At 62.8% G+C, this 25,112-nt stretch carries 22 protein-coding genes and 1 tRNA gene; 12 read left to right on the top strand and 11 right to left on the bottom strand.

What is annotated here, in order from left to right:
- The first annotated feature begins 10 nt into the window (after positions 1 to 10).
- The 4 genes from ASG47_RS02875 to ASG47_RS02860 all read left to right on the top strand — a co-directional run bounded on the left by ASG47_RS02875 (position 11) and on the right by ASG47_RS02860 (position 6,287).
- Entirely contained in the window at positions 11 to 1,387 is a 1,377-nt protein-coding gene (locus ASG47_RS02875) for a dihydroorotase (RefSeq protein WP_061907203.1), read from the top strand.
- Complete coding sequence (locus ASG47_RS02870; RefSeq protein ID WP_061907202.1) at positions 1,384 to 2,667, top strand: Zn-dependent hydrolase; 1,284 nt, start codon at positions 1,384 to 1,386, stop codon at positions 2,665 to 2,667. Before ASG47_RS02875 ends, ASG47_RS02870 begins: the two co-directional genes overlap by 4 nt.
- Positions 2,668 to 2,705: 38 nt before the next feature.
- On the top strand, positions 2,706 to 4,319 hold the full coding sequence (locus tag ASG47_RS02865; protein ID WP_061907201.1) for an HAL/PAL/TAL family ammonia-lyase: 1,614 nt from the start codon (positions 2,706 to 2,708) through the stop codon (positions 4,317 to 4,319).
- 72 nt (positions 4,320 to 4,391) lie between these two features.
- On the top strand, positions 4,392 to 6,287 hold the full coding sequence (locus tag ASG47_RS02860) for a LysR family transcriptional regulator (protein ID WP_061907200.1): 1,896 nt from the start codon (positions 4,392 to 4,394) through the stop codon (positions 6,285 to 6,287).
- On the opposite strand, the gene ASG47_RS02855 is transcribed toward ASG47_RS02860, so the two are convergent.
- Both ASG47_RS02855 and ASG47_RS02850 read right to left on the bottom strand, forming a co-directional pair.
- Positions 6,288 to 7,325 (bottom strand): L-idonate 5-dehydrogenase, encoded by a 1,038-nt coding sequence (locus ASG47_RS02855; protein WP_061907199.1) that lies wholly within the window; start codon positions 7,323 to 7,325, stop codon positions 6,288 to 6,290.
- On the bottom strand, positions 7,325 to 8,275 hold the full coding sequence (locus ASG47_RS02850; RefSeq protein WP_061907198.1) for a 2-hydroxyacid dehydrogenase: 951 nt from the start codon (positions 8,273 to 8,275) through the stop codon (positions 7,325 to 7,327). The genes ASG47_RS02855 and ASG47_RS02850 overlap by 1 nt, the downstream gene beginning before the upstream one ends.
- A 93-nt stretch (positions 8,276 to 8,368) precedes the next feature.
- Here ASG47_RS02850 and ASG47_RS02845 point away from each other — a divergent pair, with 93 nt between their 5' ends.
- The 4 genes from ASG47_RS02845 to ASG47_RS02830 all read left to right on the top strand — a co-directional run bounded on the left by ASG47_RS02845 (position 8,369) and on the right by ASG47_RS02830 (position 11,448).
- Complete coding sequence (locus ASG47_RS02845) at positions 8,369 to 9,118, top strand: SDR family oxidoreductase (RefSeq protein WP_061907197.1); 750 nt, start codon at positions 8,369 to 8,371, stop codon at positions 9,116 to 9,118.
- Positions 9,119 to 9,138: 20 nt separating this feature from the next.
- A complete protein-coding gene (locus ASG47_RS02840; RefSeq protein WP_061907196.1) occupies positions 9,139 to 10,026 on the top strand; it encodes an NAD(P)-dependent oxidoreductase in 888 nt (295 codons plus the stop codon).
- Positions 10,023 to 10,358: a hypothetical protein gene (locus ASG47_RS02835; protein ID WP_061907195.1), complete on the top strand. Its 336-nt coding sequence runs from the start codon at positions 10,023 to 10,025 to the stop codon at positions 10,356 to 10,358. Before ASG47_RS02840 ends, ASG47_RS02835 begins: the two co-directional genes overlap by 4 nt.
- A 70-nt stretch (positions 10,359 to 10,428) precedes the next feature.
- A complete protein-coding gene (locus ASG47_RS02830; protein WP_413813444.1) occupies positions 10,429 to 11,448 on the top strand; it encodes a LacI family DNA-binding transcriptional regulator in 1,020 nt (339 codons plus the stop codon).
- 14 nt (positions 11,449 to 11,462) lie between these two features.
- Here ASG47_RS02830 and ASG47_RS02825 read toward each other — a convergent pair whose 3' ends face one another.
- From ASG47_RS02825 to ASG47_RS02800, 6 genes are all read right to left on the bottom strand, one after another.
- Positions 11,463 to 12,515 (bottom strand): osmoprotectant NAGGN system M42 family peptidase, encoded by a 1,053-nt coding sequence (locus ASG47_RS02825; protein WP_061907194.1) that lies wholly within the window; start codon positions 12,513 to 12,515, stop codon positions 11,463 to 11,465.
- Positions 12,512 to 13,306, bottom strand: a complete 795-nt coding sequence (locus ASG47_RS02820; RefSeq protein ID WP_061907193.1) for a FadR/GntR family transcriptional regulator — start codon at positions 13,304 to 13,306, stop codon at positions 12,512 to 12,514. Before ASG47_RS02820 ends, ASG47_RS02825 begins: the two co-directional genes overlap by 4 nt.
- Positions 13,303 to 14,109, bottom strand: a complete 807-nt coding sequence (locus ASG47_RS02815) for an ATP-binding cassette domain-containing protein (RefSeq protein ID WP_061907192.1) — start codon at positions 14,107 to 14,109, stop codon at positions 13,303 to 13,305. The genes ASG47_RS02820 and ASG47_RS02815 overlap by 4 nt, the downstream gene beginning before the upstream one ends.
- Positions 14,106 to 15,893 (bottom strand): dipeptide/oligopeptide/nickel ABC transporter permease/ATP-binding protein, encoded by a 1,788-nt coding sequence (locus tag ASG47_RS02810; RefSeq protein ID WP_061907191.1) that lies wholly within the window; start codon positions 15,891 to 15,893, stop codon positions 14,106 to 14,108. The genes ASG47_RS02815 and ASG47_RS02810 overlap by 4 nt, the downstream gene beginning before the upstream one ends.
- The gene (locus tag ASG47_RS02805) at positions 15,890 to 16,837 is read right to left on the bottom strand and encodes an ABC transporter permease (RefSeq protein WP_061907190.1); all 948 of its coding nucleotides are present in this window, start codon (positions 16,835 to 16,837) and stop codon (positions 15,890 to 15,892) included. The genes ASG47_RS02810 and ASG47_RS02805 overlap by 4 nt, the downstream gene beginning before the upstream one ends.
- 183 nt (positions 16,838 to 17,020) lie before the next feature.
- Complete coding sequence (locus tag ASG47_RS02800) at positions 17,021 to 18,589, bottom strand: ABC transporter substrate-binding protein (protein WP_061907291.1); 1,569 nt, start codon at positions 18,587 to 18,589, stop codon at positions 17,021 to 17,023.
- Between the two features lie 138 nt (positions 18,590 to 18,727).
- On the opposite strand from ASG47_RS02800, the gene ASG47_RS02795 reads away from it, so the two are divergent.
- Together ASG47_RS02795 and ASG47_RS02790 are read left to right on the top strand one after the other, a co-directional pair.
- Positions 18,728 to 19,363: a DUF1028 domain-containing protein gene (locus tag ASG47_RS02795; protein ID WP_061907189.1), complete on the top strand. Its 636-nt coding sequence runs from the start codon at positions 18,728 to 18,730 to the stop codon at positions 19,361 to 19,363.
- The gene (locus ASG47_RS02790; protein WP_061907188.1) at positions 19,360 to 19,824 is read left to right on the top strand and encodes a gamma-glutamylcyclotransferase family protein; all 465 of its coding nucleotides are present in this window, start codon (positions 19,360 to 19,362) and stop codon (positions 19,822 to 19,824) included. Before ASG47_RS02795 ends, ASG47_RS02790 begins: the two co-directional genes overlap by 4 nt.
- A 129-nt stretch (positions 19,825 to 19,953) precedes the next feature.
- On the opposite strand, the gene ASG47_RS02785 is transcribed toward ASG47_RS02790, so the two are convergent.
- Positions 19,954 to 20,027: transfer RNA gene (locus tag ASG47_RS02785), tRNA-Gln, on the bottom strand.
- A gap of 241 nt (positions 20,028 to 20,268) precedes the next feature.
- On the opposite strand from ASG47_RS02785, the gene ASG47_RS02780 reads away from it, so the two are divergent.
- Together ASG47_RS02780 and ASG47_RS02775 are read left to right on the top strand one after the other, a co-directional pair.
- Entirely contained in the window at positions 20,269 to 21,441 is a 1,173-nt protein-coding gene (locus ASG47_RS02780; RefSeq protein WP_061907187.1) for a Ppx/GppA phosphatase family protein, read from the top strand.
- Complete coding sequence (locus ASG47_RS02775) at positions 21,431 to 22,168, top strand: RlmE family RNA methyltransferase (RefSeq protein ID WP_061907186.1); 738 nt, start codon at positions 21,431 to 21,433, stop codon at positions 22,166 to 22,168. Before ASG47_RS02780 ends, ASG47_RS02775 begins: the two co-directional genes overlap by 11 nt.
- A 140-nt stretch (positions 22,169 to 22,308) precedes the next feature.
- Here the strand turns inward: ASG47_RS02775 and ASG47_RS02770 are convergent, their stop codons facing one another.
- Complete coding sequence (locus ASG47_RS02770) at positions 22,309 to 23,694, bottom strand: MFS transporter (protein WP_061907185.1); 1,386 nt, start codon at positions 23,692 to 23,694, stop codon at positions 22,309 to 22,311.
- A gap of 28 nt (positions 23,695 to 23,722) precedes the next feature.
- Positions 23,723 to 25,111, bottom strand: coding sequence for an MFS transporter (locus tag ASG47_RS02765; RefSeq protein WP_082511515.1), 1,389 nt, complete (start codon positions 25,109 to 25,111; stop codon positions 23,723 to 23,725).
- Position 25,112 lies beyond the last annotated feature (1 nt).

The following is a 25,112-nucleotide window of genomic DNA, read 5'->3' as shown; positions in this document are numbered from 1 at the left end:
GAGCATAATCATGAGTGATTTCGATACAGTCATCCAGGGCCGGTTCGTCGGCGAAGACGGCATCGTCGAGCGCGGCTTTGCCGCCGTGCGCGATGGCAAGATCGCGATGCTCGGCTCGGGCACGGCGCCCGCGGCAAAAGATGTCCACAATTTCGGCGACGCCATCGTCCTTCCTGGCGTCATCGACGGCCAGGTCCATTCGCGCTCGCAAAAGGACCAGGAAGATTTCATCTGGTCGACGCGCTCGGCCGCTGCCGGCGGCGTCACCACCATCGTCGATATGCCCTATGACGCCGGCCTCTTGATTTCGACTGGCGACATGATCCGCGAAAAGGCCCGCAGTGCCGGCGAACAGGCCCGTGTCGATTTCGCGCTCTATGGCACGATCAATCCGGCGCATGGCCCGATCCATATCGCCGAAATGGCCGAAGCGGGCGCCGCCTCCTTCAAGTTCTCGACCTTCAACACCGATTCAACTCGTTTTCCGCGCATCCCGACGCCGCTTCTGCATGCGGCCTTCACCGAAGTCGCCAAGACCGGCCTGATCGCCGGCGTGCACAACGAGAACGATGAGTGCGTTCAGGTCTGGAGCGAGGCCATCAAGGCAACAGGCCGCACGGACTACCGCACCCATGGCGAATCCCGCCCGCCGATCGCCGAAACTCTGGCCATCGCCGAAGTCTACGAAATCGCCCAGGCAACTGGCGCCTCTGCCCACATCGTTCACTGCTCCGTCGGCCGCGGTTACGACATTGCCCAGGCCTATCGCGCTCAGGGCGTCGACGCGACCATCGAAGCCTGTATCCACTATCTCGTCTGTAGCGAGGAAGAAGATGTGTCGCGCATGCTCGGCCGCGCCAAATGCAATCCGCCGATCCGATCCGCCGCCGAACGCGAAAAGCTCTGGCAGCATCTCGCCGCAGGCCATATCACCATCGTCTCGACCGACCACGTTTCCTGGGGCCTTGAACGCAAGTCGTCCGCGGTCATGCTCGAAAACGCCTCGGGCATGCCGAGCCTGGAAGTGCTCCCCAGTCTTCTCCTCGACGGTCTCACCGATCGCAACCTGCCGCTGACCCACGCGGCAAAACTGCTGGCATCCAACCCGGCGCGCCTCTTCCGCATTGCGGACCAAAAGGGTGGCTTTGGCCTCGGGCTCGACGCTGACTTTGCCGTCTTCACCGAACGCCCGCGCTACTACGACCCCTCCGCCAGCGGCCACAACGTCGTCGGCTGGAGCCCCTATGAAGGCCGCCTCATTCGCCACGCCCCGGTCGCCACCTTCCTCCGCGGCGATCTTGTCTTCGACGGCACCAACGTCCTGGCGCAGCCCGGCAATGGCCGCTTCATCAAGCCCAACCGCGTCACCCCGGCAATCGCCGCATGAACATCCCTGGCACCAACACCCCGATCAAGGTGGATCGCGAGCAGCTCCAGCGCGATCTCGACGCGCTGGCGGCGCTCACCGAGCCCGGCAAACCCTGGACTCGGCGATCCTTCACGCCGATGTTCCTGAAGGGACGCGACTATCTCGCCAAGCGCTTCGCCGAAGAGGGCCTGTCCACCCGTATCGACGCCGCCGGCAATCTCATCGGCCGCTGGCAGGGCACGGATGCGTCCGCCCCCGCCTTGATGACCGGCTCGCACAGCGACACCGTGCCGAGCGGCGGCCGTTTCGACGGCATTGCCGGCATTCTCTCCGGCCTTGCCGCCATCCGCGCTCTGCGCGACGCCCGCTACACGCCAAAACATCCGATCGACCTCGTCGATTTCCTTGCCGAAGAACCAAGCGAATGGGGCCTTTCCTGCATCGGTAGCCGCGGCATGGTCGGCGCGCTGACGCTGGACCACCTCGCCATGGTTGGTCCAGACCAGGAGCGGCTCGATACCGCCATCACCTGCATGGGCGGCAACCCCTCGCGCCTCGGCGACAAGCTTCATTCCGATGTCGCCGCTTTCGTCGAGATCCACATCGAGCAGGGCCCCGTCCTTGAAGCCGAGGCCATCCCCCTCGGCGTCGTCAGCGGCATCGCCGGCATCGCCCGCGTCCGCATTCGCCTTGAAGGCGAAGCCGGTCACGCCGGCACCGTGCCGATGAATATGCGCGCCGATGCCGGCATGGCCATGTCGCGCCTCCTTCTCTCACTTCGAGATGCCGCCCGCGTCGAGGCCGAAAAGGGCAGGGGCCATTTCACCGCCACCGTCGGCGTCATCAAGTTCGAGCCCAATGGCGCCAATGTTGTGCCCGGGGCCGCCGAAGCGATCGTCGACATCCGCGCCGAGAACGATGCGGCCATGGACGATTATCTCGCTGCCATCGACACTCTGGCTCAGAACGCTACCACAGCCGAAGGCTGCCGTGTCGCCGCCACCGAGCGCCTGAGCCGCACTTTCGCAGTCCTATGCGATCAGCGCCTCCAGGGCATCATTCGCGAAGCCGCCGAAGTCCATGGCCTCGCGACGCGCTCGCTCGCGTCCGGCGCCGGCCATGACGCGGCCTTTGTCGCGCGCATTGCCCCCGCCGCCATGATTTTCGTGCCCTCCAAGGGCGGCATCAGCCATGCCCCCGAAGAGTGGACCGACACCGAAGCCATCGCCCGAGCCGCCGACGTTCTGGCGCTGACCCTTTCAACCCTCGATCAAAAGCCCCGTGCCCCCGCGGCCTGACCATTGGCGCAACAGCGCCCCCACCTAGGAATAGAAGAATGAGCAGTATCATCCTCGACGGCAACAGCCTCACCATCGAGCAGGTCGTCCGCATCGCACGCGAAGGCGTCAAGGTCGAGCTGGCCCCCGAGGCCCGCGCCGAGATCGTCAAGAAGCGCGCCTATATCGAGGAAAACTGGCTCACCGAAAATGCCCCGGCGACCTATGGCTTCAACACCGGCGTCGGCAAGCTCAAGGATTACAAGATCAACCAGGCCGATAACGAGCAGTTCCAGCTCAATATCGTGCTCTCGCACTGCTCGGGCATGGGCGATCCGGCCTCCGAAGAAATCGTGCGCGCCATGATGGCCGTCCGCATCAACGCCTTCTGCGTCGGCGTTTCGGGCCTCCGCATCGAAGTCGTCGATCGCCTCGTCAACATGTTGAATGCCGGCGTGCATCCCGTTGTTCCGATTCAGGGATCTGTCGGCGCCTCGGGCGACCTTGCTCCGCTCGCCCATATGGTTTCGGTGTTGATCGGTTACGAAAAGGCCGAGGCCTATTATAAGGGCGAGCGCATGTCCGCCCCCAAGGCCCTCGAACTGGCCGGCATTTCGCCGACCAAATTCGATCTTAAGGCCAAGGATTGCCTCGCGCTCATCAATGGCAACAGCCTCTGCGCCGGCATGGGCTCGCTGACCATCTGGGATGCCGAGCAGTTGATGAAGACGGTGGACGCCATCGGTTCGCTCAGCCTTGAAGCCATCCGCGGCGAACAGGCCGCGTTCGACGCGCGAATTCACGAAGTGCGCAAGCAACCGGGCCAGATCAACGCCGCCGAAAACGTGCGCCGCATGATCAAGGGCTCGCGCCGCACCTCGGAATCCGCCCGCGCCGTTCGCCTCGAAGACGATATCCTCCATCCCGTCCACCATGCCCGCGTGCAGGATCAGTATTCCTTCCGCTGCCTGCCGCAGGTCCATGGCTCCTGTCGCGACCAGCTCGAACACGCCAAGACGCTGATGACGCGCGAACTCAATGCCGCGACCGACAATCCGCTGGTGTTCTGGAATGAAGCAGGCGCGCTTGAATTCCTCTCGGGCGGCAATTTCCACTGCGAACCCATCGCCTTTGCCATGGATATCCTCGCCATCGCGCTGATCGAAATCGGCAACATCTCAGAGCGCCGCCTCTTTGCGCTCTGCGACACGACGCTGAACTATGGCCTGCCGCCCAACCTGGCCGGCCGCCCCATCGGCCTCAACTATGGCTATGGCATCCTGTCGACAGCCGCTGCCGCCGTCGCCTCGGAGAACAAGACTCTCGCGTTCCCATCGGTGGCCGACACCATCCCGACCAAGTCGAGCCAGGAAGATCACGTCTCGATGGCCGCCTGGTCCTGCCGCAAGGCCCAGCAGGTCCTGAGCAACATGCCGAAAATCGTCGCCGTCGAATGCCTCTTGGCCACCAAGGCGATCTTCCTCACGCGCGATGCGCTTGGGCAGTTCGCCCTCGGCGCCGGCACCCAGGCGATCTATGACGCCGTGTCCGATGTCGTCCCGCTCCAGGAGCAGGATGGCTATATGCAGGACCAGATCGTCCCGATGATCAAGCTCCTCACCGATGGCGGCGTCCTCGCCGCTGCTGAAGGCGCCGTCGGCGCGCTCAATTAAGCCCTCTTGAGGCCCGCGCTCGACGCGGGCCTCGCTACCCATACTCGACTTCAGGCTAGCTTGAGTGCGACCATGGCCGGCTCTATGCTGCCCCTTATGGATAAGGCTGGCTTCGAACTTTCCCTATTGTCAAAGTTCGTGCTCGCCTGCCAATCCCCCCGTCTTGCCGACGCAGCCAAAGACCTCGGCCAGACCCCATCCGCCCTCAGCATTGCCCTTCATAATCTCGAAGAACGGCTTGGCCTCAAACTCTTCGAGCGTCGGGGCGCCGGGCTTGATCTCCTGCCGGCCGCCTTCTGGCTGTTTCGCACCGGCGCACACCTGCTTTATCTCGAGCAGCACACGCGCGAGGCCCGGTTCGCGGGCGGCCGCCGCATGGTCAAGCTATCGGTTCATCTTGATCTGAATTTTGCCATCGGTCGGGTCTCGAAGGCTCTGCTGCGCACCTCGCAGGAGATGATCGAGACAGCGCCGGAATTGCTCGTCGATTGGCACTTTTCGGGCCTTGATGACGACGATATCGGCGATCCCACCGGTCTTGCCCAAAGCGAGCGCTTGCCCGACAAATCCGGCCAGCTCCGCATCTTTTACGGCACCGCTGCGACGGTGAGTGCCAAAGCCGTCCATCTCTACGACGATCCCTGGATTGTCGTCGGCAATAAAGGCAGTCGGGTCGACGCCTTCCAGCCCGACGAACGCGTGACGCTCCTCCGCATGCGGCGCGAGATCGTCGACGCCATGACGCGCTTTGCCACCGAACACGGCTTTGCCGATCGCCTGCGCTATCGGGACGAAGAGCCCGCCCAGGTCTCGGCCATTCTGCGCGACCAGCCGCAGACGCGGCTACTCATGCCCGCCAATCTCATGCCGCGCCGGCTCGGCCTCGCCCGTCACGAGGAAGCCCCCTTCGCCCCGGGTTTCGTTTCCTCGATTTATGGCGAAACCGGCGGGGCTGCCGGGGCCTACGGCAAGGCATTCCTCGAAGCCATGCGGCGCAACCTCGCCGCAGAAAATAGCGCGGTCTTCACGCCGCGCCTAACCACGCGCCAGATCCATTTCTTCAATCTCGTCGCCCAGACGGGCAGCATTTCCGCCGCGGCGCGCGTCGCCAATACGGCGCAGTCGTCAGCCTCTAAGCACATTTCCCAAATGGAAGAGGCCATTGGCGCACCATTGCTTCAGCGTACGGAGGAGGGGACGAGCCTTTCCCCGCGCGGCGAGGACGTGCGGGCGCAGACCGTCGTCATCGAAGAGCGGCAGGATTGGATCGTCCGCAAGGCCCATGACATTGCCGCCCATTCCCAAGCCCGCGTCACCATCGGCACCTTGCCGAGCTCCGGCCACGACAGCGTTCTCACCGAAAAGATCGCTCATGTGATGACGCGCATCCATGCGCGCCACCCGGACTGGCAGTTGCAGATCGTTGAAAGCTCCAACACGATGCTCCACGAGCATGTGCGTTCGGGCGATCTCAACCTGGCGCTGGTTGGCATGGTGCAGGCGCAGGTTGCGCGTATTCGTCTGGGGCCAACAGAGTCCCTCTGCGTCATCGGCAATCCCGCGATCAGTTTCGGCGGTCGCAAGGAATTGGGGATCGAGGAAACGGTGGCGCTGCCGCTCGTTCTCGGCCGCCAGCATCTCAGCATTCACCAGAGTTTTGCCGATGCCGCCCGTGAACGCGGCCTGCGTCTAAAGACGGTGGTCGAAGTCGGCTCGTTGGCACTGGCCATCGCCATGGTCCGTCAGGCGCCACTTTGCACCATTCTGCCGCCATCATCCGTGCGAGCCGATATCGAGGCCGGCAATTTGATCGCCGTGCCGATCCGTCACGAGGAGCTCTCTGGCGCGCTATCAGTCATCTTCTCGGCCGACCGCGAACTCTCGGAAGCCGAGCGCATCATCGTGCAGGAATTCGTCCGGGTGTTCCGACCGGGGCGCACCGCCACGGTCGAACTGCCCGAGGATTGATTACGCACTCGCGAAGGTGATCTGCGCCTTCATGGCCGAGGACCGATCGGAGGCCAGCTTGAACGCCGACTCGGCTTCAGCGAGCGGCACCGAATGGGTGATCAAAGGCTTCACGTCGATCAACTTTTTCCGCATCAGCTCGACACCGATGGCAAATTCCTCGTGGAAGCGGAAGGAGCCGCGCAGGTCCAGTTCCTTGGAGGTCAACATCTGCATGGGGATGGTCATGTCGCCACCCAGACCCAGTTGAAGGATGATCCCACGCGGCTGAAGCGCGGCAATGCCCGAGGCGAGGGCAGGGGCCGCGCCGGAGCATTCGTAGAGCACGTCAAAATAGCCCTTGTCGGCACCATAGGGCGAAAGCCCCTCAGTGTCCTTGGCCGTGTTGATGACGCGATCAGCGCCCGCTGCCTTGGCAATGGCGAGGGTGAAATCCGACAGATCGGTCGCGACGATCTCGGCTGCACCGGCGCGGCGTGCCGCGAGGATCGACAGCACGCCAATGGGGCCGCAACCGGTCACCAGCACCCGCTTGCCGAACAACTGTCCCGCGCGGCGTGTCGCATGCAGCGTCACCGCCAGCGGTTCAGCCATGGCGGCCTCACCGGCGCTCAACCCATCCGCGACGACGCACTGGCTCGCCAGCGCCACCAATTGTTCGCGAAACGCGCCTTGGATGTGGGGGAAGGGCATGGCGGAACCATAGAACCGCATATTGAGGCACTGGTTCTGCAGGCCCTCCTGGCAATAGCGGCAATGGCCGCAGGGCCGGGATGGCGACACGGCCACCAACTGCCCACGCTCAAGCCCCGTGACACCCTCGCCAAGCTCTTCGACAAAGGCCGAGACCTCATGGCCGAGCACCATCGGCTCGCGCAGTTTTACCGTGCCGAAGCCGCCATGATTGTAATAGTGCAGGTCCGAACCGCAGACCCCGCCGGTCGCCAGCCGCAGCGAAACCTCGCCGGGGCCGGGCTTTTCCACCGGACGATCTTCGACGCGCAGATCCTTGGCGGCATGAATGACAATGGCTTTCATCAGAGCACCGGTGTGAGAAGGTTGCGGCCCGCAAAGTGGGCGGTGAGATTGTCGCGCAGCAATTGGCCCATGGCCTTGCGCGTTTCGACCGTACCCGAGGCATGGTGCGGCTGCAGCAGCACATTGTCGAGAGCGAGGAACCGCGGATTGAGTTTCGGTTCGCCTTCGAACACATCGAGCGCCGCCGAGCCGAGCGCCTTGGTCTCAAGCGCCGTCAGCAGCGCGTCCTCGTCGATATTGGACGCGCGTGAAATATTGATCAGCATGCCTTCGGGGCCAAGCGCCGCGATGACATCTTTCCCCACGATGTGCCGCGTCGCAGCCGAGGCAGCGAGGGTGACGAAGAGGAAATCCACCTCGGCAGCAAGGCTGACGGGATTGGCGACGTAACGCCAGTGGCCCGGTGCGCTGTCCTTGGGCGTCGGATTGCAATAGGCGATATCGAGATCAAAACCCTGCAGACGCTTGGCCACTTCAAAGCCGATGCGGCCAAGGCCGAGCACGCCGGCCCTCTTACCCCAAACTCGGCTCTTGAGCGGATAAAGCCCCTTTTGCGCCCATGACCCATCCCGCACCCAGGTCTCGGCACCGATCATGCCGCGCGAGAGCGCCAGCATCATCGCAACGCCGAGATCGGCGACGTCCTTGGTCAGGACATCGGGCGTATTGCTGACGCGGATGCCGCGCGCCCGGCAGGCATTGAGATCGACCGCGTCATAGCCTACGCCATAGACGCTGATCACTTCGAGATTGGGCAAAGCCGCGATGATGTCGGCACTGGCACCAAGCTCGCCGCGCGTCGCGATGCCGCGAATGTCCTTGCCGACCGCCGCGAGAAGGGCCGGCTTGTCCGCCGCTTCAAAATAGCGGTGAACGGTGAAGGCGGCGTCGAGCGGCACCTGATCCCATTCGGGATAAGGCCCCATTTGCAGGATATGCGGCTTGGTCATGAGAAGCAGGCTTTACGTCTTGACAGAAAATGTTATCGATAACAAAACAGAGGCAGGCACATTTGTCGAGCCGGTTTCTTGAAGGAGTGACCCATGCAGATTTTTGATCTCACCGGCCGCCGCGCCCTGGTGACGGGATCGTCGCAAGGCATCGGTCTCGCGCTCGCCAAGGGTCTTGCCGAAGCCGGCGCCAGCGTCGTCCTCAATGGGCGCGACGAGGCCAAGCTCGCCGAAGCCGCCCTGCAAATTCCCGGCGCCGCGACGCTCGCCTTCGACGTCACCGATCACGCCGCGGCCCGCGCTGCCGTCGATGCCTTCGAGGCTCAAACCGGCGCCATCGATATCCTCGTCAACAATGCCGGCATGCAGTTTCGCGCCCCGCTCGAAGATTTTCCCGCCGACGCTTTTACGCGCCTTCTCCAGACCAATGTCGCCAGCGTCTTCAATGTCGGCCAGGCCTGCGCCCGCCACATGATCACCCGCCGCGCCGGCAAGATTATCAATATCGCCAGCGTCCAGACCGCTCTCGCGCGCCCCTCGATCGCGCCCTACACGGCCACCAAGGGCGCCGTCGGCAATCTCACCAAGGGCATGTGCACCGACTGGGCCAAATATGGTCTTCAGTGCAACGCCATCGCGCCGGGCTATTTCGATACGCCGCTCAATGCCGCGCTTGTCGCCGATAAGGATTTTTCCGCCTGGCTCGAGAAGCGCACCCCTGCCGGTCGTTGGGGCGATGTCGAGGAACTGGTCGGCGCCTGCATTTTCCTCGCCTCGCCGGCCTCGAGCTTCGTCAATGGCCACACGCTTTACGTCGATGGCGGCATCACCGCGTCGCTCTAAGACTGCCTGAGGAGGACTTCATGACAGGTCACATCGGTCTTGTCGGCGCTGGCGCCATGGGCGGCGCCATCGGCGCGCGTCTTGCGACCACCGGAACGGCGCTAAAAGTCTTCGATCTCGACGCACAAAAGGTCGCCGATCTCGTCGCCAAGGGCGCGACCGCCGCGGCCAGCGCCAGCGCACTCGCCCAGGGCGCCGGCGCCGTCATCCTCAGCCTCAATGCTTCGCACATCGTCCGCGCCGCTGTCTTCGGCCCCAACGGCATCGCCGCAGGCGCGGCGCCGGGGCTGCTCATTATCGACATGTCCTCCATCGACCCCGAAGCCACGCGCGCTCTCGCCGCCGAGGCCAGGGAAAAGGGCCTCCGCTGGGTCGATAGCCCCCTTTCCGGCGGCGCGCCCAAGGCCGAAATCGGCCAACTGACGCTGATGCAAGGCGGCACCGAGGCCGATGTGTGCGAAGCCCAGGACATCCTCTCCCAGCTCGCCTCCAACCAGACCCATATGGGCGATGTCGGCACCGGCCAGACCACCAAAATCGTCAATCAGGTCCTCTGCGGCCTCGGCTTCATGGCCGTCGCCGAAGCCACCGCCTTGGCGGAAGCCGCAGGCGTCAATGTCGAGCGCATCCCCGCCGCACTCAAGGGCGGCCGCGCGGATAGCGCACTGCTCCAGGAATATATGCCCCGTTTTGCCGCGCGCGATTACCGTCGCACCGGCCGCATCGACAACATGGTCAAGGACCTCGATGGCGCCCGCGAGCTCGCGCGCCAGACCCAGATCACCATGCCGCTGACGGCCCTCGCGGCCGAAATCCATCGCCTGCTGACCGCAGCCGGCTTGGGCGGCGAAGACCAGGCCGCGCTGATGGAATTCTTCCGCGGCCCCAGCAAGGAGAAGTTTCAGTGATCACCCGCTACGCCCTTTTCGAAGGTAAGGTGCATGAAGGCCAGGAAGCCGCCTTACGCGCCGCCGTTACCGCCGAAATCCTGCCGCTCTGGAAGCAGTTTCCTGGCGCTCTCTCGGTTCGGGTGAGCTATGCCGTCAAGCGCGACGACGGCGCGCCGGAATTCCCGATGATCCTCGCCGTCTCCTATCCTGACGTCGCAGCGGTGGACGCCGCGCTTGCGAGCCCCGTGCGCACCAAGGCGCGCGCCGCCACAGAAAGCGTCCTTGCCCGCTTCTTCACCGGCCGCATCCACCATCACGTGATGGACGCCGAAGACTACGAAGAACTCTGAGATTGCGCTTGTCCGGCCGTGCGCCTCCTGATCATTTGGCTGTCGCCAAAACCCCTTTCCGGAACCGCTGATGCCGCCACGCAAACCGCCGACCATGCAGGACATTGCCCGCAAGGTCGGCGTTTCGCCCATGACCGTCAGCCGGGCGCTCCGCGATGGCACCTCGGTCAACGCCCAGACGCGCGATGCCATTCGCCGGACCGTCGATGAGCTCGGCTACGTTTTTGACAGCACCGCCGCCAATCTCCGCCAACAGCGCACCGGCTTTGTCGCGGTCACCATCCCCTCGATCAACAATGCCAATTTCGCCGACACGGTCCGCGGCCTCTCCGATGGCCTGAAAGCGCACGGCCTGCAGCCGCTCCTCGGTTACACCGACTACGATATCGAGCAGGAAGAAATTCTGGTCGAACAACTCCTCCGCCGCCGCCCCGAAGCCATCGTGGTCACCGGCGGTCAGCACACGTCGCGTTGCCGCCGCCTTCTCGAAAGCGCCGGCATTCCGGTCGTCGAAACGTGGGACATTCCCTCGGACCCGATCGGCCATGTCGTCGGTTTTTCCAATGCCGATGCCGCCGCCATGCTGGTCGATCACCTGGTCACCACCGGCCGCCGCCGCATCGCCTTCATCGGCGGCGAAGCCGGTCGCGATTCCCGCGGTGCCGACCGCCGCGCCGGCTTCATCGCCGCCATGGAGCGGCACGGCCTCGACGCGACCCGGCTCGTCGCAGCCGGTGTCCCGCCCGTCTCGATGCTCGAAGGCGCCGCCGCCATGCGTCCGCTGCTGCAGCAGTCGCCCGAGATAGACGCTGTCATTTGCGTCTCGGATCTTGTCGGCTTTGGCGCGCTAACTGAGTGCCAGCGAATGGGCATCGCCGTGCCCAAGCAAATCGCGATTGCAGGTTTCGGTAATTATGAAGTCGCTGAGATTTGCGTTCCGCCTTTGACCACGGTCAACCCCTTTCCTGACCAGATTGGCCGCAAAACCGCCGCGGTGGTCGCTAGTCTACTTGGGCTTGAAGAGACGGAAATTATTCTAGGTTCTGAAATTACTACGGAACTGCTCATTCGTGCGTCAACAATGTTTTGAGGGCAAATAAAAAATTACGACAGTTGGCCTTCGTCATTGAACATCTCGGTTTCAATATAGCCCTTCAGCAATGCTGCCAATGCTTGGAGCGAGGCTAGGTGGGTACGTTCCCAGCCGTGGGAACTGTCGAGGGAAAAGCAGACGAGACCGACGCGGATATCCCAGCCGGCTTCGACGGCGGCAGCGCTGTCGGAGCGGTAGTGGCGGAATGTATCGCGCTCGTATCGGATGCCATTCTGTTCACAGACCGTTAACATTTGGCGCGTCATGCGGGCGTCAAAGGGACCCTGGCGATCACGCATGGCGATGGTGACGGCGTCGTCGCGCGATGTCTGGTTGGGAGCGGTCACCGCATTGTCGATGGCAAGCAGTTCTTCGACCTCGGGACCAAACCCGTGGGTGCCACCGATGCCGATCTCTTCGGCGATCGTGAACATGGCCTGGAAGGGGACGGCGACCTTGGTGTGACCCTCGGCGATGGATTTGAGGACCGCGAGGAGAGTGGCGCAGCCGGCCTTGTCGTCGAGATGGCGCGAGACGATGAAGCCGTCGACGACCTCGGGTTGCGCATCGATCGCGACCATATCGCCGACATTGAAGCCAGCGGCGACGAGCGCGTCGCGGTCGGGCAGGATGGCGTCGATGCGGATTTCGAGATTGTCCCAATCGGCGGGCTGGGTGTCGACTTCGGTGTTGAAGCGGTGGCCTGAGGCTTTGAGCGGCAGGATGGTGCCGCGGTGCTCGGCATGGTCGGAAAAGATGGTGACGCGGGCGCCTTCGGCGAAGCGAGCGGCCCAGGTGCCGGTGTTGCGCAGGGCAAGGCGGCCATTGGGCTTGAGTTCGGTGACCATGGCGCCGAGCGTGTCGAGATGGGCGGCAAGGGCGCGGCGGGGTGGGCCATCACCGACTTCGACATAGAGGACGCCGCGGCGAGTATATTTGGGCGAATAGCCAAGGTCGCGCAGCCAGGTATCGACTAAGGCTACGGCGCGATCAGTCATGCCGACGGGGCTCGGCGTTTTGACCAGCTGCAGCAGCCGGTCAAGGAGATAGTCGGAATCGATCATGCAGAGCGACGCTTTCGGGTACGGGCTGGCGAGACTTCTTCGAGGAAGCGGTCTTCGAGCTTGGCCTCGAGGGTCAGCATGTGCTTTTCGGCTTCGCTCATATGCTCGGCGAGGATCGCGGCGGCTGCGACGGCATCGCGACGGCGCATGGCGGCGATGAGATCGCGCTGATGCTGGATGCCGCTGGCGCGCGAGACGGGCTCGGGCTGGACATAAATGTCCTGTGCGATGGTGAGATCTTTCAAGAGGCGCTGGAGAAACCGGCAGGTGAAAGCGAGAATGGGATTGTCGGAATATTCCGCAACGACGCCGTGGAAATCCAATTCCGCCATGCGCTGGTTCCAACGCTCGTTCTGGTCGGCCGGTTCGTGGTCGTAGATGCCAATGATGGCCTCAAGGCGTTTGAGGCCCACTTCGTCGATATTGGGGGTGGCGCTGGCTGCCAGTTGCGGTTCGAGAACCTTTCGCATCTCATAGATATTGGCGATCGTCAGGTTCTTGGCGAAGAGGAAATTGGAGAGAAGGCTCATCGCCCGTCCTTCGGACATGCGCTCGATGAAGGCGCCGCCGCCGGGGCCGGTGCGTACCGAGATCAACCCTTGAACTTCAAGGGATTTCAGAGCCTCGCGGACGGTGCCTTTACTTGCAGAAAACTGGGCGATGAGATCGCGCTCCTGCGGCAGGCGATCGCCGGGACCAAGGCCATGTTCGACGATCATCCGCTTTATAGCGTCGACGATCTCGTCAGTGCGCTTGCGGCGCGGCGGATCAAGGGGGGCGATTTCGCTCATGCGGCGCTGTCCGTTGCGGAGAGGCGTGGCGCGCTGGCGATGAGCGAGCGCGTGTAATCGTGTTGCGGGTTGGCGAAGAGCTGGGCCGCGGGGCCGGTCTCCACCACTTCTCCGAGATACATGACGGCGACACGATCGGAAATCGATTCCACGACGGCGAGATCGTGGCTGATGAAGATGTAGGAAAGGCCGAGATCGTCGCGCAATTGCTGGAGGAGCAGCAGGACTTGGGCCTGCACGGAGACGTCGAGCGCACTCACCGGCTCATCGAGGACGAGAATGCTGGCTTCGGCCGCCAGGGCGCGGGCAATGGCGATGCGCTGGGCCTGGCCGCCGGAGAATTCGTGAGGATAGCGTTCGAGCGTATCGAGCGGCATCTGAACGGCGTCGATCAGTTCGCGCTTGCGAATGACGCGTTTGGTGCTGTCGTGAGAGCAGAGGAGGCGCAAAGGCACGTCGAGAATTTCGCCGATGGTTTTCCGCGGATTGAGCGAGGCGACGGGGTCCTGAAAGACATATTGAATGGTGCGGCCAAAGGCGCGGGAGCCAGAGGCGGCGAGATCGGCCCAAGGCTTGTTGTCGATCAGCATGGTGCCGGAGGTGGGATGCTCAAGGCCAACGAGCATGCGGGCGAGCGTCGATTTGCCCGAGCCGCTTTCACCGACGATGCCAAGGGTTTCGCCGCGCTTAAGATCGAGCGAGATGCCGCGGACGGCTTGGACTTCATTGGCCTTGCGGCCGAAAAGAGAGCTGCCGCCGCCGAAGGTTTTGACGAGATCGCGGATCTGGATGGCGTTGGTCATGCCTTGGCCTCCGAAAAGAGCGGACGAACCCGATTAAGGAAACTGTGGCCTTCGCCGAGTTCGGGCACGCAGGCGATAAGGCGCTTGGTGTAGTCGTGCTGAGGATCGCGGAGGACCGTTTGTGTTTCGCCCTGTTCGACGATTTCGCCATTTTTCATCACCGCGACGCGGTCGCAGACCTGGGCGACAACGCCGAAATCGTGGGTGATAAGGAGGAGGGCGAGACCGCGCTCGCGGCGTAGGTTTTGCAGCAGATCGAGAATGCGCGCCTGCACGGTGACATCGAGGGCGGTGGTCGGCTCGTCGGCGATGATGATGTCGGGATCATTGGCGAGCGCCATGGCGATGCCGATGCGCTGGCGCTGGCCGCCGGAGAGTTCGTGCGGATAGGCGCTGGCACGATCAGATGCATCCCGGATGCCGACGGTTTCCATCAGGTCGATAGCGCGTTGGCGGGCTGCGCGCTTGCCGATGGGATTATGCGCAAGCACCGCTTCGGCAATCTGGTCAGCAACCGAGAAAAGCGGATGGAGCGTCGTCAGGGGGTCCTGGAAGACATAGGCGACGCGGGCGCCGCGGAGGGCGATGAGCTCGTGCTCGCGCAGGGAAAGCACGTCCTGGCCCTGGATATAGACGCCGCCATTGGTGATGACGCCGGGCGGGGACGCGACAAGGCCCATTAACGAGAGCGCGGTGACCGACTTGCCTGAGCCACTCTCGCCGATGAGGCCAAGGCATTCGCCTTTGCCCAAGAGGAAGCTGATGTCGCGGACAGCGGGGGTGATAGAGGCGCCGGAATCGAAGCCGGTCGAAAGGTTTTCGACAACAAGGGCAGGGGCGTCTGCAAGGGTCGGGGCGGGCTTGGACTGGCGGTCAATCTTGGTGACCGGCATGGGACGGCCGAGGGTGCCGGAGCGGAGGCGCGGATCGAGCACGTCGCGGATACCGTCGCCGAGGAGGTTGATGCTCATGACGAGGAGGAAAATCATCACGCCGGGAATGATGGAAGCATGTGGCGCGGTGAAGAGCTGAGCGCGGGCCTGGCCGAGCATGGAGCCCAGGTCGGAGGTCGGCGGCTGGGCGCCGAGGCCAAGGAAGGAGAGGCCGGCAGTTTCAAGGATCATCCAGCCGACGGTGGTCGACATGGTGATGACGATGACCGGCAGAACATTGGGCAACACTTCGGTGAAGAGGACTGCCGCGTGGCTTTTGCCCGAGAGGCGCGCGGCATCAACGAATTCGCGATTGCGGATCGAGACAGTCACGCCGCGGATATTTCGGGCAAAGAACGGGATATTGACGAGGGCGATGGCGTAAAGCGCATTGAGGAGGCCGGGGCCAAGCGCGGCGACGATGGCGATGGCCAGAAGGATATAAGGGAAGGCCATCAGCATATCGACGAAGCGCATGAGAATGCTGTCGGTGGCGCCGCGGGCATAGCCGGCGACAAGGCCGATGAGCGAACCAAAGAAGGCCGCGAGAGCCGTGGCGCTGATGCCGACGAGGAGGGACACTTGCGTGCCCCAGATGAGGCGCGAAAGGATATCGCGGCCGAGATGATCGGTGCCGAGGAGATGGCCCTCGCTCAAGGGCGACAGCAGGCGATTGGGCTGATCGGTTATGTCCGGGTTCGGGATCGGCAGGATGGGTGCGAGGAGCGCCAGGATGACAATGAAGCCGAAGATGAATAGACCAGCCGCCGCGAGGCGATTGGCCAGCAGCAATTGGAGATTGCTGCGGCGCTTGCGGGTGGCAACCGGGGTTGTGACGCTGAGATCGGTCATGCTTTGAGCCTTGGATCGAGCATGGCCTGAGCGACATCGGCCAGAAGATTGACGAGCACATAGACGGTGGCGGCAACGAGCACGCCACCCTGCACCAGCAGCAGATCGCGCGTCGAGACGGCCTTGACCAGCATCTGTCCTAGGCCGGGCCACTGGAACACCGTTTCGATATAGACCGCGCCGCCGAGGACGAAGCCGGCCTGAATGCCAAGCACTGGAATGATGGAGACCAATGCGGCGCGGAAAGCGTGGTGGTAGATGACCTTGTTTTCGCTGAGACCCTTGGCGCGGGCAGTGCGGATGAAATCCTGACGCAGGACTTCGAGCATGGCCGCGCGGGTCAGGCGGGCGACGACGCCGGTTGCGACGATGGCGAGGGTGGAGGCAGGCAGGATCAGGTGGCGGAGTAGATCGGGGAGATCACCGCCGCCATAGACGGCATACATGCCCGAGGCGGGGAGCAGCTTCCATTGCACGGCAAAGAACAGAATAAAGACGAGGCCGAGGAAAAAGGCCGGCATGGAAATGCCGATGAGAACGAAGAAGGTGACCACGCGATCGGTCCAGCCGAACTGGCGCACGGCAGAGACGATGCCAGCGAGAATGCCGAGCACCGAGCAGATGATGAGGGAGGCCCCGGCAAGGATGAGCGTCGCGCCAAACCGCTCCAGCACTTCGTCGAGAACAGGGCGATTGAGTATGTAGGAGCGACCGAAATCGCCCTGGAGAAGATTGCCGATCCAGATGACATATTGCTCGGGCCAGGAGCGATCGAGGCCGAGCGCGCGGTTGATGCGCGCAACATTGTCAGGGGTCGCATAGGAGCCGAGGAGGGCCTGCGCTGGATCGCCAGGGATCAGCTTCATCACGAGGAAGACGATGATGGAAAGGCCGAGAATGACAGGGATCGCGGCGAGGAGGCGTTTGCCGATATAGGCGGTCATGGGTGGTCCTCCGGGGCGGTGGTGTTGGCGGCATCCCCCCTCATCCGTCTCGCGCTTTGCGCGATCCACCCTCTCCCCGATGGGGAGAGGAACAAGAGGCGAGCGCCGGACCATTCTTCTCCCCCTCGGGGAGAAGGTGGCGCATAGCGCCGGATGAGGGGCATGCCCCCAACCGGCACAGATTTACTGCTTCGTCACATCTCGCAAAACTAGAGAAAAGTCCGGCTGCAGTTCGAAATCACCGACGGCGCTGGTGACGACGGCGTTCTGCTTCCAGTTGGCAACGAAGAGCCAGGGGGCATCTTCGTGGGTGATGGCCTGGACCTGCTTATAAAGTTCGCCGCGCTCGGCAGGATCGGTCGAGAGACGCGCCTTGTCGAGGAGGGCGTCGACTTCCGGGTTGGAATAATAGGACGAGTTGAAGCCGCCTTCGGCCGGGAAGGCCGCTGTGCGCAGGGTCAGGAAGGGCAGGGTGTCGGGGTCGGAGGTCATCCAGGCCATTTCGGCCATGTCGCCCTTGCCTTCGAGGCCGGGATTCACCTCGGAGAGGAAGGTGTTCCACTCATAGGTCTTGATCTCGACATCGAGCCCGACGGCCGCGAGATCGGCCTGGATAGCGGTGCCCATGGGGACGGGATCGAGCATGCCCGAGCCGCCTTCGGTGACGAGGAAGGTGAGTTTTGCGCCTTCCGCCCCAGCTTCGGCGAGGAGTTCCTTGGCCTTTGCCGGATCATAGGGATAGGGCGCGACGTCTTCGTTATAGGCCCAGTTGAAGGCGGGCGGGATTGGGCCGGCGGACACGTCTGCCGTGCCCTGGAGCACGTCGTTGACGAGGCTTTCCTTGTTGACCGCGTAGTTCACCGCCTGGCGCACACGCTTGTCGGCAAAGGGACCGTCCTTGGCGTTGAGCATCACGTACCAGACATGGGGGCCGACGGCTTCGACGACCTGGTAATTGGCGTCGTCGCGGAACTGGGCAACATTGTCGGGCGGGGTTTCGAGCAGCACGTCGATGCCGCCCGAGAGCATTTCGGCAACCCGGGTATTGGCGTCGGTGATCGGGCGGAAGATGACCGCTTCGAGCGAGGGGGCGCCATCCCAATAGGCATCGTTGCGCGAGGCGACGACGCTGGTATTGGACTGCCATTCCTCGAACTTGAACGGGCCCGTGCCGACGGGATGGCGACCGTAATCCTTGCCATATTGTTCGACGGCGGCCGGCGAGACGATGAGGCCAGTGGGCGAGGCCAGATTGCTCATGAACGGGGCAAAGGGTTCGTTGAGCGTGAATTTGACCGTCAGGTCATCCACCACCGCAACGTCCTTGACCGAAGAAAAGAAGAAGGCGAGCGGGAAGGGGCCTGTCGACGCGAAGGGATGGTCTTCCTTCAGCATGCGATCGAAGTTGAATTTCACCGCTTCAGCATTGAACGGGGTGCCGTCGTGGAAGGTCACGCCTTCGCGCAGATTGAAGGTGTATTCGAGGCCATCGTCGGAAATGGTCCAGTCGGTGGCCAGCGCCGGTTCGATTTCGAGCGTGCCGGGCGTGTTGCGCACGAGGCCGTCGTAGATGTTGACGGCGATGCGGAAATCGTTGGCGGCGGTCGAGACATGCGGATCGAGCGAAGCCGGTTCGGCGATCTGGCCGATGACGAGGATGTTGGGCGGCGTCTGAGCGAACGCCGGCGAAACAAAGCTGAGCGAAGTGGCGGCCAAAAGCAGCGCCGCGACGCCTTTCCATGTGCGGATCATAGTGAAAACCTCTCCTTGCGTTCCCTCGCCCTTGCCGTGCGGTTGCGCTATGCAGCAGAGCATGGTCAATTTATCAGCATAAATTTGCACCATGTCAATTTATGATGATAAATCTTCTTTGCCTGCGAGGATGCCCGAATGACGTTTTCCATAATTGCGCGTGATCCGGTCAGTGGCGCCTTCGGAGTGGCGACAGCAACGGCCGGTCCGATGGTGGGTGCGCTGGTGCCTCATGTGCGGGGCAAAATGGGCGCGGCGGCGACGCAGGCGATGACTAATCCGTACCTTGCGATCGATGCGCTGGCGCTGCTCGATGGCCAACCAGCCGATGCGGCGCTGGCGGCGGCGCTCACAAATGACGTCGAGGCCAATCGGCGTCAGGTGGTGTTGGTCGACGCTGTCGGGCGGACGGCGGGTTGGACCGGGTCGGACTGCATTGGGTTTGCAGGGCATGTGCTGGACACCAATGTCGCGGTGGCAGGCAACATGCTGACGGGTCGCGCCGTGATCGAGAACATGATGGCAGCGTTTCGCGCGGCGGAGGGCAACCTGGCGCGGGCACTGCTCGACGCGCTCTTGGCAGGTGCAGCGGCGGGGGGCGACAGCCGTGGCGTCCGTTCGTCCGCCCTGCTGGTACAGGGGAGCCAAGCCTATCCCGATCTCGACCTCAGGATCGATGCCGCCGATGATCCTTTAGCGGCGCTGGATCATCTGCTGGGGCTAGCGACCTCTGGCTCCTATGCTGAGTTCGTCGCCGAAGTGCCGAGGCGATGAAACAGCACTTTCTCTATTTCGCCTATGGCTCCAACATGGACCTCGCGCAAATGCAGGCACGCTGCCCTGGAGCCGAAGTCGTCGGCATCGGGGTTTTGGCGGACCACGTGCTTTGCTTCCCGCGACATTCGGTCACTCGCGAATGCGGCGTCGCCTCCATCACGCCGCGACCGGGCGCCGAGACACTGGGCGTGGTCTATAGGCTCTCGGCTGAGAATATCGAGCGCCTCGACGCCTACGAAGATTTTGTTGTCGAGCGGGCGGCAGAGCTCAATAGCTACAATCGGGTGGAGATCGAGGTGCTAGTCGATGGCCGGCCGCATCTAGTGCAGACCTATATCGCTGTAGCGCAGGATGGCGCACACCGCCCCAACGCAGCCTATCTCCGGCACCTACGCGACGGCGCATCCATGCACGGGTTTCCGGAAGGGTACCTGGCGCAACTCCAGGATTGGACCTAAAGCCCAACGCCTCGCTGCGGTGATGCAAAGCTTCGAGACGCAGGCCGTCAACTTTCGGTTGAGTCGGAATGTGTGAAACAATCACACAAAGCACAGACCGCTTAGCTTTTCGATAAATGCAGGAAGTTTTGGCTGGGGAACCTGGATTCGAACCAAGATCGACGGAGTCAGAGTCCGCTGTTCTACCGTTGAACTATTCCCCAGCAGGGCCTGCTGGCCGACCGCTTCGGTGGTGAAGCCTGAGCTTCTTGGCGGCGCGGCTTTCCATTAGACAAAGCAGAAGCGGATTGCAAGCGGGTAGGGCGCAGGTTTGCACAATGAATGTGTGCATTGCGCTCGGCGTCCCGTTCAAGTACCGTCTTTTTCAACAATGCAACACAAAAGCTGCGCCTTGGGCGCGGCCGGCAATGCTGGCCAGCGACCGCGCAGCGTCAGGAGAACCAAGTGACCGATTCGAATCGGTCCGCTGCCCTGTCGGTCGCCCGGACCGGCACGGCGCTCCGCACGCCTTCCGGCCCCGATCGGAAGGAAAGGGGCTCGGCTGCGCCACATCAGGCGGAGCCGCGGACGTCGCATGCGCCAAGGCGCGCACGAGGGCCGCTTTATGCAGCGCTCGATCTTGGGACCAATAACTGCCGCCTGCTGATTGCCCGCCCGCATGACCACGGTTTTCGTGTGCTCGACGGCTTCACCCGCATCGTGCGCCTCGGCGAAGGGGTTTCGGTCACGGGGCGCCTTGGCGATGCCGCAATGGAACGCACCATGGAGGCGCTGAAACAGTGCCGCAACAAGCTGCGCGACCACCAGCCGACGCGCATGCGGTTGATTGCGACCGAAGCCTGCCGTGCTGCTGAAAACGGCCCGGAATTTCTCGGTCGCGTGAAGGACGAGCTCGGCATCGAGCTCGAAATCGTCGATCGTCGTACCGAGGCCGAGCTCGCCGTCACGGGTTGTGCCGACCTCATCGACGATAGCGCCCAGGGCGCGTTGATGTTCGATATCGGCGGTGGTTCGTCTGAACTGGCCTGGCTCGATTTTCGCGGTGGCCGTCCCCGCTCGCAGGGCCGCATGTCGGCCTCGATCCGCTCCTGGCAGTCGCTGCCGGTGGGTGTCGTTTCCATCGCCGAACGCTTTGGCGGCGTCGATGTGACGCCAGAGGTGTTCGAGGCGATGGTTGCTTTCGTTGCAGAGCATCTCAAGCAGTTCCGCGGCCGCGAAAAGCTTCGCCAGATGATCGCGACCCATCCGGTGCATTTGATCGGCACCTCGGGCACGGTTACGACGCTTGCCGGTCTTCACCTCGGGCTTGAGCGCTATGAGCGCCAAAAGGTCGATGGTCTCTGGCTCAAGAGCGGCGAGGTCGACGAGATCATGCGTGTGCTGCTCAATATGCCGTTTGATCGTCGCGTCACCCATCCCTGCATTGGCCGGGATCGCGCCGATCTGGTTTTGCCGGGCTGCGCCATTTTCGAAGCCATTCGGCGCGAATGGCCGACCGAGCGCGTGCGCGTGGCCGATCGTGGCTTGCGCGAAGGCATCCTGATTTCCCTGATGGATGCAGATAAGGTTCACAAGCGGCCGAGCCGCCCCAAGCGGAGGAACGGACATGGTGGATAAAGCCCTCGGCACAGGCGGACGCAAATCCGACCGTGACCTCAAAATTCGGCTCAAGACGGCCAAGGGACGCACGACCTCGTCCACGAAATGGCTGCAGCGCCAGCTCAATGACCCCTATGTCGCCCGTGCCCGTTCCGAAGGTTTACGCTCGCGCGCGGCCTTCAAGATCAAGGAAATTGACGAAAAGCAGAAGCTCTTCAAGAAGGGGATGCGCGTCGTCGATCTTGGCGCGGCGCCCGGCGGCTGGTCGCAGGTTGCGGCCAAGGCCGTGGGTTCGACGGCCGAAAATCCCTTGGTCATCGGCATCGATTATCTCGAAATGGACCCGATCCCTGGCGTCGTCCTTCTCCAGAAGGATTTCACCGAGGACGACGCGCCCGAAATGCTGTTTGCCGCTCTCGGCGGTCACAAGGCCGACGCGGTTATCAGCGACATGGCCTGGCCGACGACTGGTCATCGCCCGACGGACCACTTGCGCATCGTCCATCTGATCGAGATCGCTGCCGATTTCGCGATCCAGGTGCTCAATCCCGGCGGCTCTTTCGTTGCCAAGGTCTTTCAGGGTGGCACCGAGCATGAGCTGCTGCATATGCTCAAGCGCCACTTCAAGACCACCATGCACGTCAAGCCACCATCGAGCCGCAGCGAGTCGGCTGAAGCTTATCTGGTCGCCAAGGGCTTTAAGGGCTCGGCGCCGGCCGAAGGCGAAATCACTCCAGTGGAGTGATTTCAGGCGACGAGGCCATGAGGGCTATGCCCGAATGGCGGGGTGAGACCGAAGGCGAATGACGCGTCTTTGTCATTGGCCCTCATCCAGATGCGCTTTGCTGCACACCTCAGCACAAAGTCTTGAGGGTCACACTCGAGTCAGTGCGGGCGTGGGTTTTTGAGCAATTGATGCCCGGCATTCTTGGGCAGCGACAGGAACAGCACTGTCGCCAGCAGCCCCACGGTCCCGACCACATAGAACGCAATGTGGAAGTCGATCAGCGCCAGTTCGCCGCCGCCGCGCATCCGGTGTACGAGTTCCAAGGTTCCCCCGCCCACAGCAACGCCCATGGCAAACATCAACTGGCCCCAGACCTGACTGATCACATTGGCCTGGCCGGCGTCCTTGTCTTCGATATCGGCGAAGGTGAAGGCGTTGGAGCCGGTCCAGAATGTCGATTGCCAAAAGCCGATAAAGGTCAGCAGCGCGAGGATCAGCGGGATAGGCGTTTCAGGCGTGTAGAGCCCCATCGCATAAATGCCAGCCGCTGAAATCGCCGTCGACCAAACGAGCGGATATTTGAAACCCCAATGGGCAAACATCCAATTGGCGGCGAATTTGGCGACCAGCGCGCCGATCGCGCCGACAAAGGTCACCATGCCGCTTTCAAAGGGCGAGAAGCCAAACGTCAATTGCAGCATCAGCGGAAAGAGAAACGGCGTCGCGCCCTGCCCAAGGCGGAAGAATGTGCCGGCGACGATGGCGATGCGGAAGGTTCGCACCCGCAAGAGCCGCAAATCAAGGAGCGGAAATTCCGTGCGCAGCGCGTGGCGCGTGTAGAAGACCCCGAGCACCATGCCGGCAATGGCCGAGATGACGCCGTAAATCGGAGGCAGGGCAGGCAGGCTGACGACGGAGCAGCCGAAGGCGAAGAGCGCAAAGGCGAGACCTGCCAGCACGAAGCCCGGTCCATCGATATTGCGGGGCTTGTTGCGATGTTCGTTGGGCAGCGCGAAGCCGACCAACACGATGCCCAAAATTCCGATCGGCACATTGATGATGAAAATCCAGTGCCACGAGAAATAGGTCGTCAGAAATCCGCCAAAGGGCGGCCCGACGATCGGGCCGATCAGCGCCGGAATGGTCAGCCAGGCCATGGCGTCGACCAATTGATGCCGCGGCGTGGCGCGCACCAGAACCAGTCGCGCCACGGGTCCCATCATCGCCCCGCCCATCCCTTGGATGAAGCGAGCGCCAACGAACTGCGCCAGGGAGCCGGAAAAAGCACAGCAGATCGAGCCGATCATGAAGACCAGCATGGCGATGCGAAACACGCGGCGTGCGCCAAAGCGGTCGGCCATCCAGCTCGAAATGGGGATGAAGATGGCGAGCGCGACGAGATAGGCCGTTAGCGCGAGTTTCAACGAAATCGGATCGGTGCCGATATCGGCGGCGATGGCGGCGAGCGAGGTCGCGATGACGGTCGAGTCCATGTTTTCCATGAACAGGGCCGTGGCGAGGATCAGGGGTGTACTACGGTTCACGACAGATCAGGCGCCGGCTGAGCCGCCGCTACTCCTTGATATAGCGGCGGTGGCCCGAAACATCGGCGCCGGCGTTCTTGGGTAGGGTGAGATAAACGACGCTGGCGAGGGCGCTGAGGGCGCCCACCGTAAAGAAGGCGATCTGGAAATTGAGTACCGAGAGATGTCCGCCGGTGAAGCGGCTGGACACTTCGAGAATTCCGCCGGCCACGGCGACGCCGAAAGCCACCGATAGCTGCTGGCACACCGCGACGATAGCGGTCGCCTGACTGGCTTCCTCGTCCGATACGTCGGCATAGCCGAGCGCATTGGACCCGGTGAAGAAGACCGAGCGCAAGACACCGCCACCGACCAAAACGGCCATCATGATCGGCACGGGCGTCGTGGCCGTGAACATGCCCTGCGCCGCGATCAACAGTCCGCCGAAGATCGCGGCTAGGCCCAGGACGCGCGGAAAGCCGAACCGGGCGTAGAGCCATTCGGTGAGAAATTTACTTACGATCGCGCCGATGGCGGACACGAACGTAATGGCACCCGATTGAAACGGGGTGAGCCCAAAACCAAGTTGCAACATGAGCGGCAACAGAAACGGAATGGCGCCAACCCCGACGCGGAAGAACGAGCCTCCCGTGATCGAGGATCGAAAATAGCGGTGGCGAAGAAGCTTTGGGTCGAGCAGCGGATAGGGCGCCCGCTTGGCGTGGAGAAAATAGAAGATCCCCGCCGTGACGCCCACCGCGATCGTCAGATAACCGTAGATGATCGGCAGCGCGGGAAGGCTGATCACCGAGAGCCCAAACACGGTGCCCGAAAATGCCACCGAGGCAATAAAAAAACCGATGAGATCGACCGGCCGCGGCGTTCGCTCATCCGGCACCTGGAGGAAAATTCCAGCAAGGATGATCCCGGCAATGCCGATCGGAATATTGATCCAGAAAATCCAGTGCCACGAGAGATAGGTCGTCAAAAACCCGCCGATCAGCGGCCCGGTCACCGGCGCGATCAGCGCAGGCACCGTCAGCCAGGCCATGGCCGAAACCAGTTCATTGCGCGGTGTCGAGCGCACCAGCAGCAAGCGCCCGACCGGCGTCATCATCGATGAGCCGATCCCCTGGAAGAACCGCGAGATCACGAAACTCTCGAGCGAAAACGCAAAAGAGCAGGCGAGCGAGCCGAGCATGAAGATGAAGATCGCGAGCCGGAAAATGTTCTTGGCGCCGAACCGGTCGGCCATCCATCCACTCAAGGGGATAAAGATCGCCAGCGCCACGAAATACGCCGTCAGCGCCAGTTTCAGCGCAATAGGATCGCTGCCGATATCGGCGGCGATAGCGGGCAGGGACGTGGCGATGACGGTCGAGTCCATCTGTTCCATGAACAGGGCGACCGCCAGAATGAGCGGTGTAACGCGGATCAAG

The sequence above is a fragment of the Devosia sp. Leaf420 genome, assembly GCF_001425445.1.
Taxonomy (GTDB): domain Bacteria; phylum Pseudomonadota; class Alphaproteobacteria; order Rhizobiales; family Devosiaceae; genus Devosia.
Note: the sequence above shows the minus strand (reverse complement) of the source record. Positions and strands in the feature narration are given on the sequence as shown.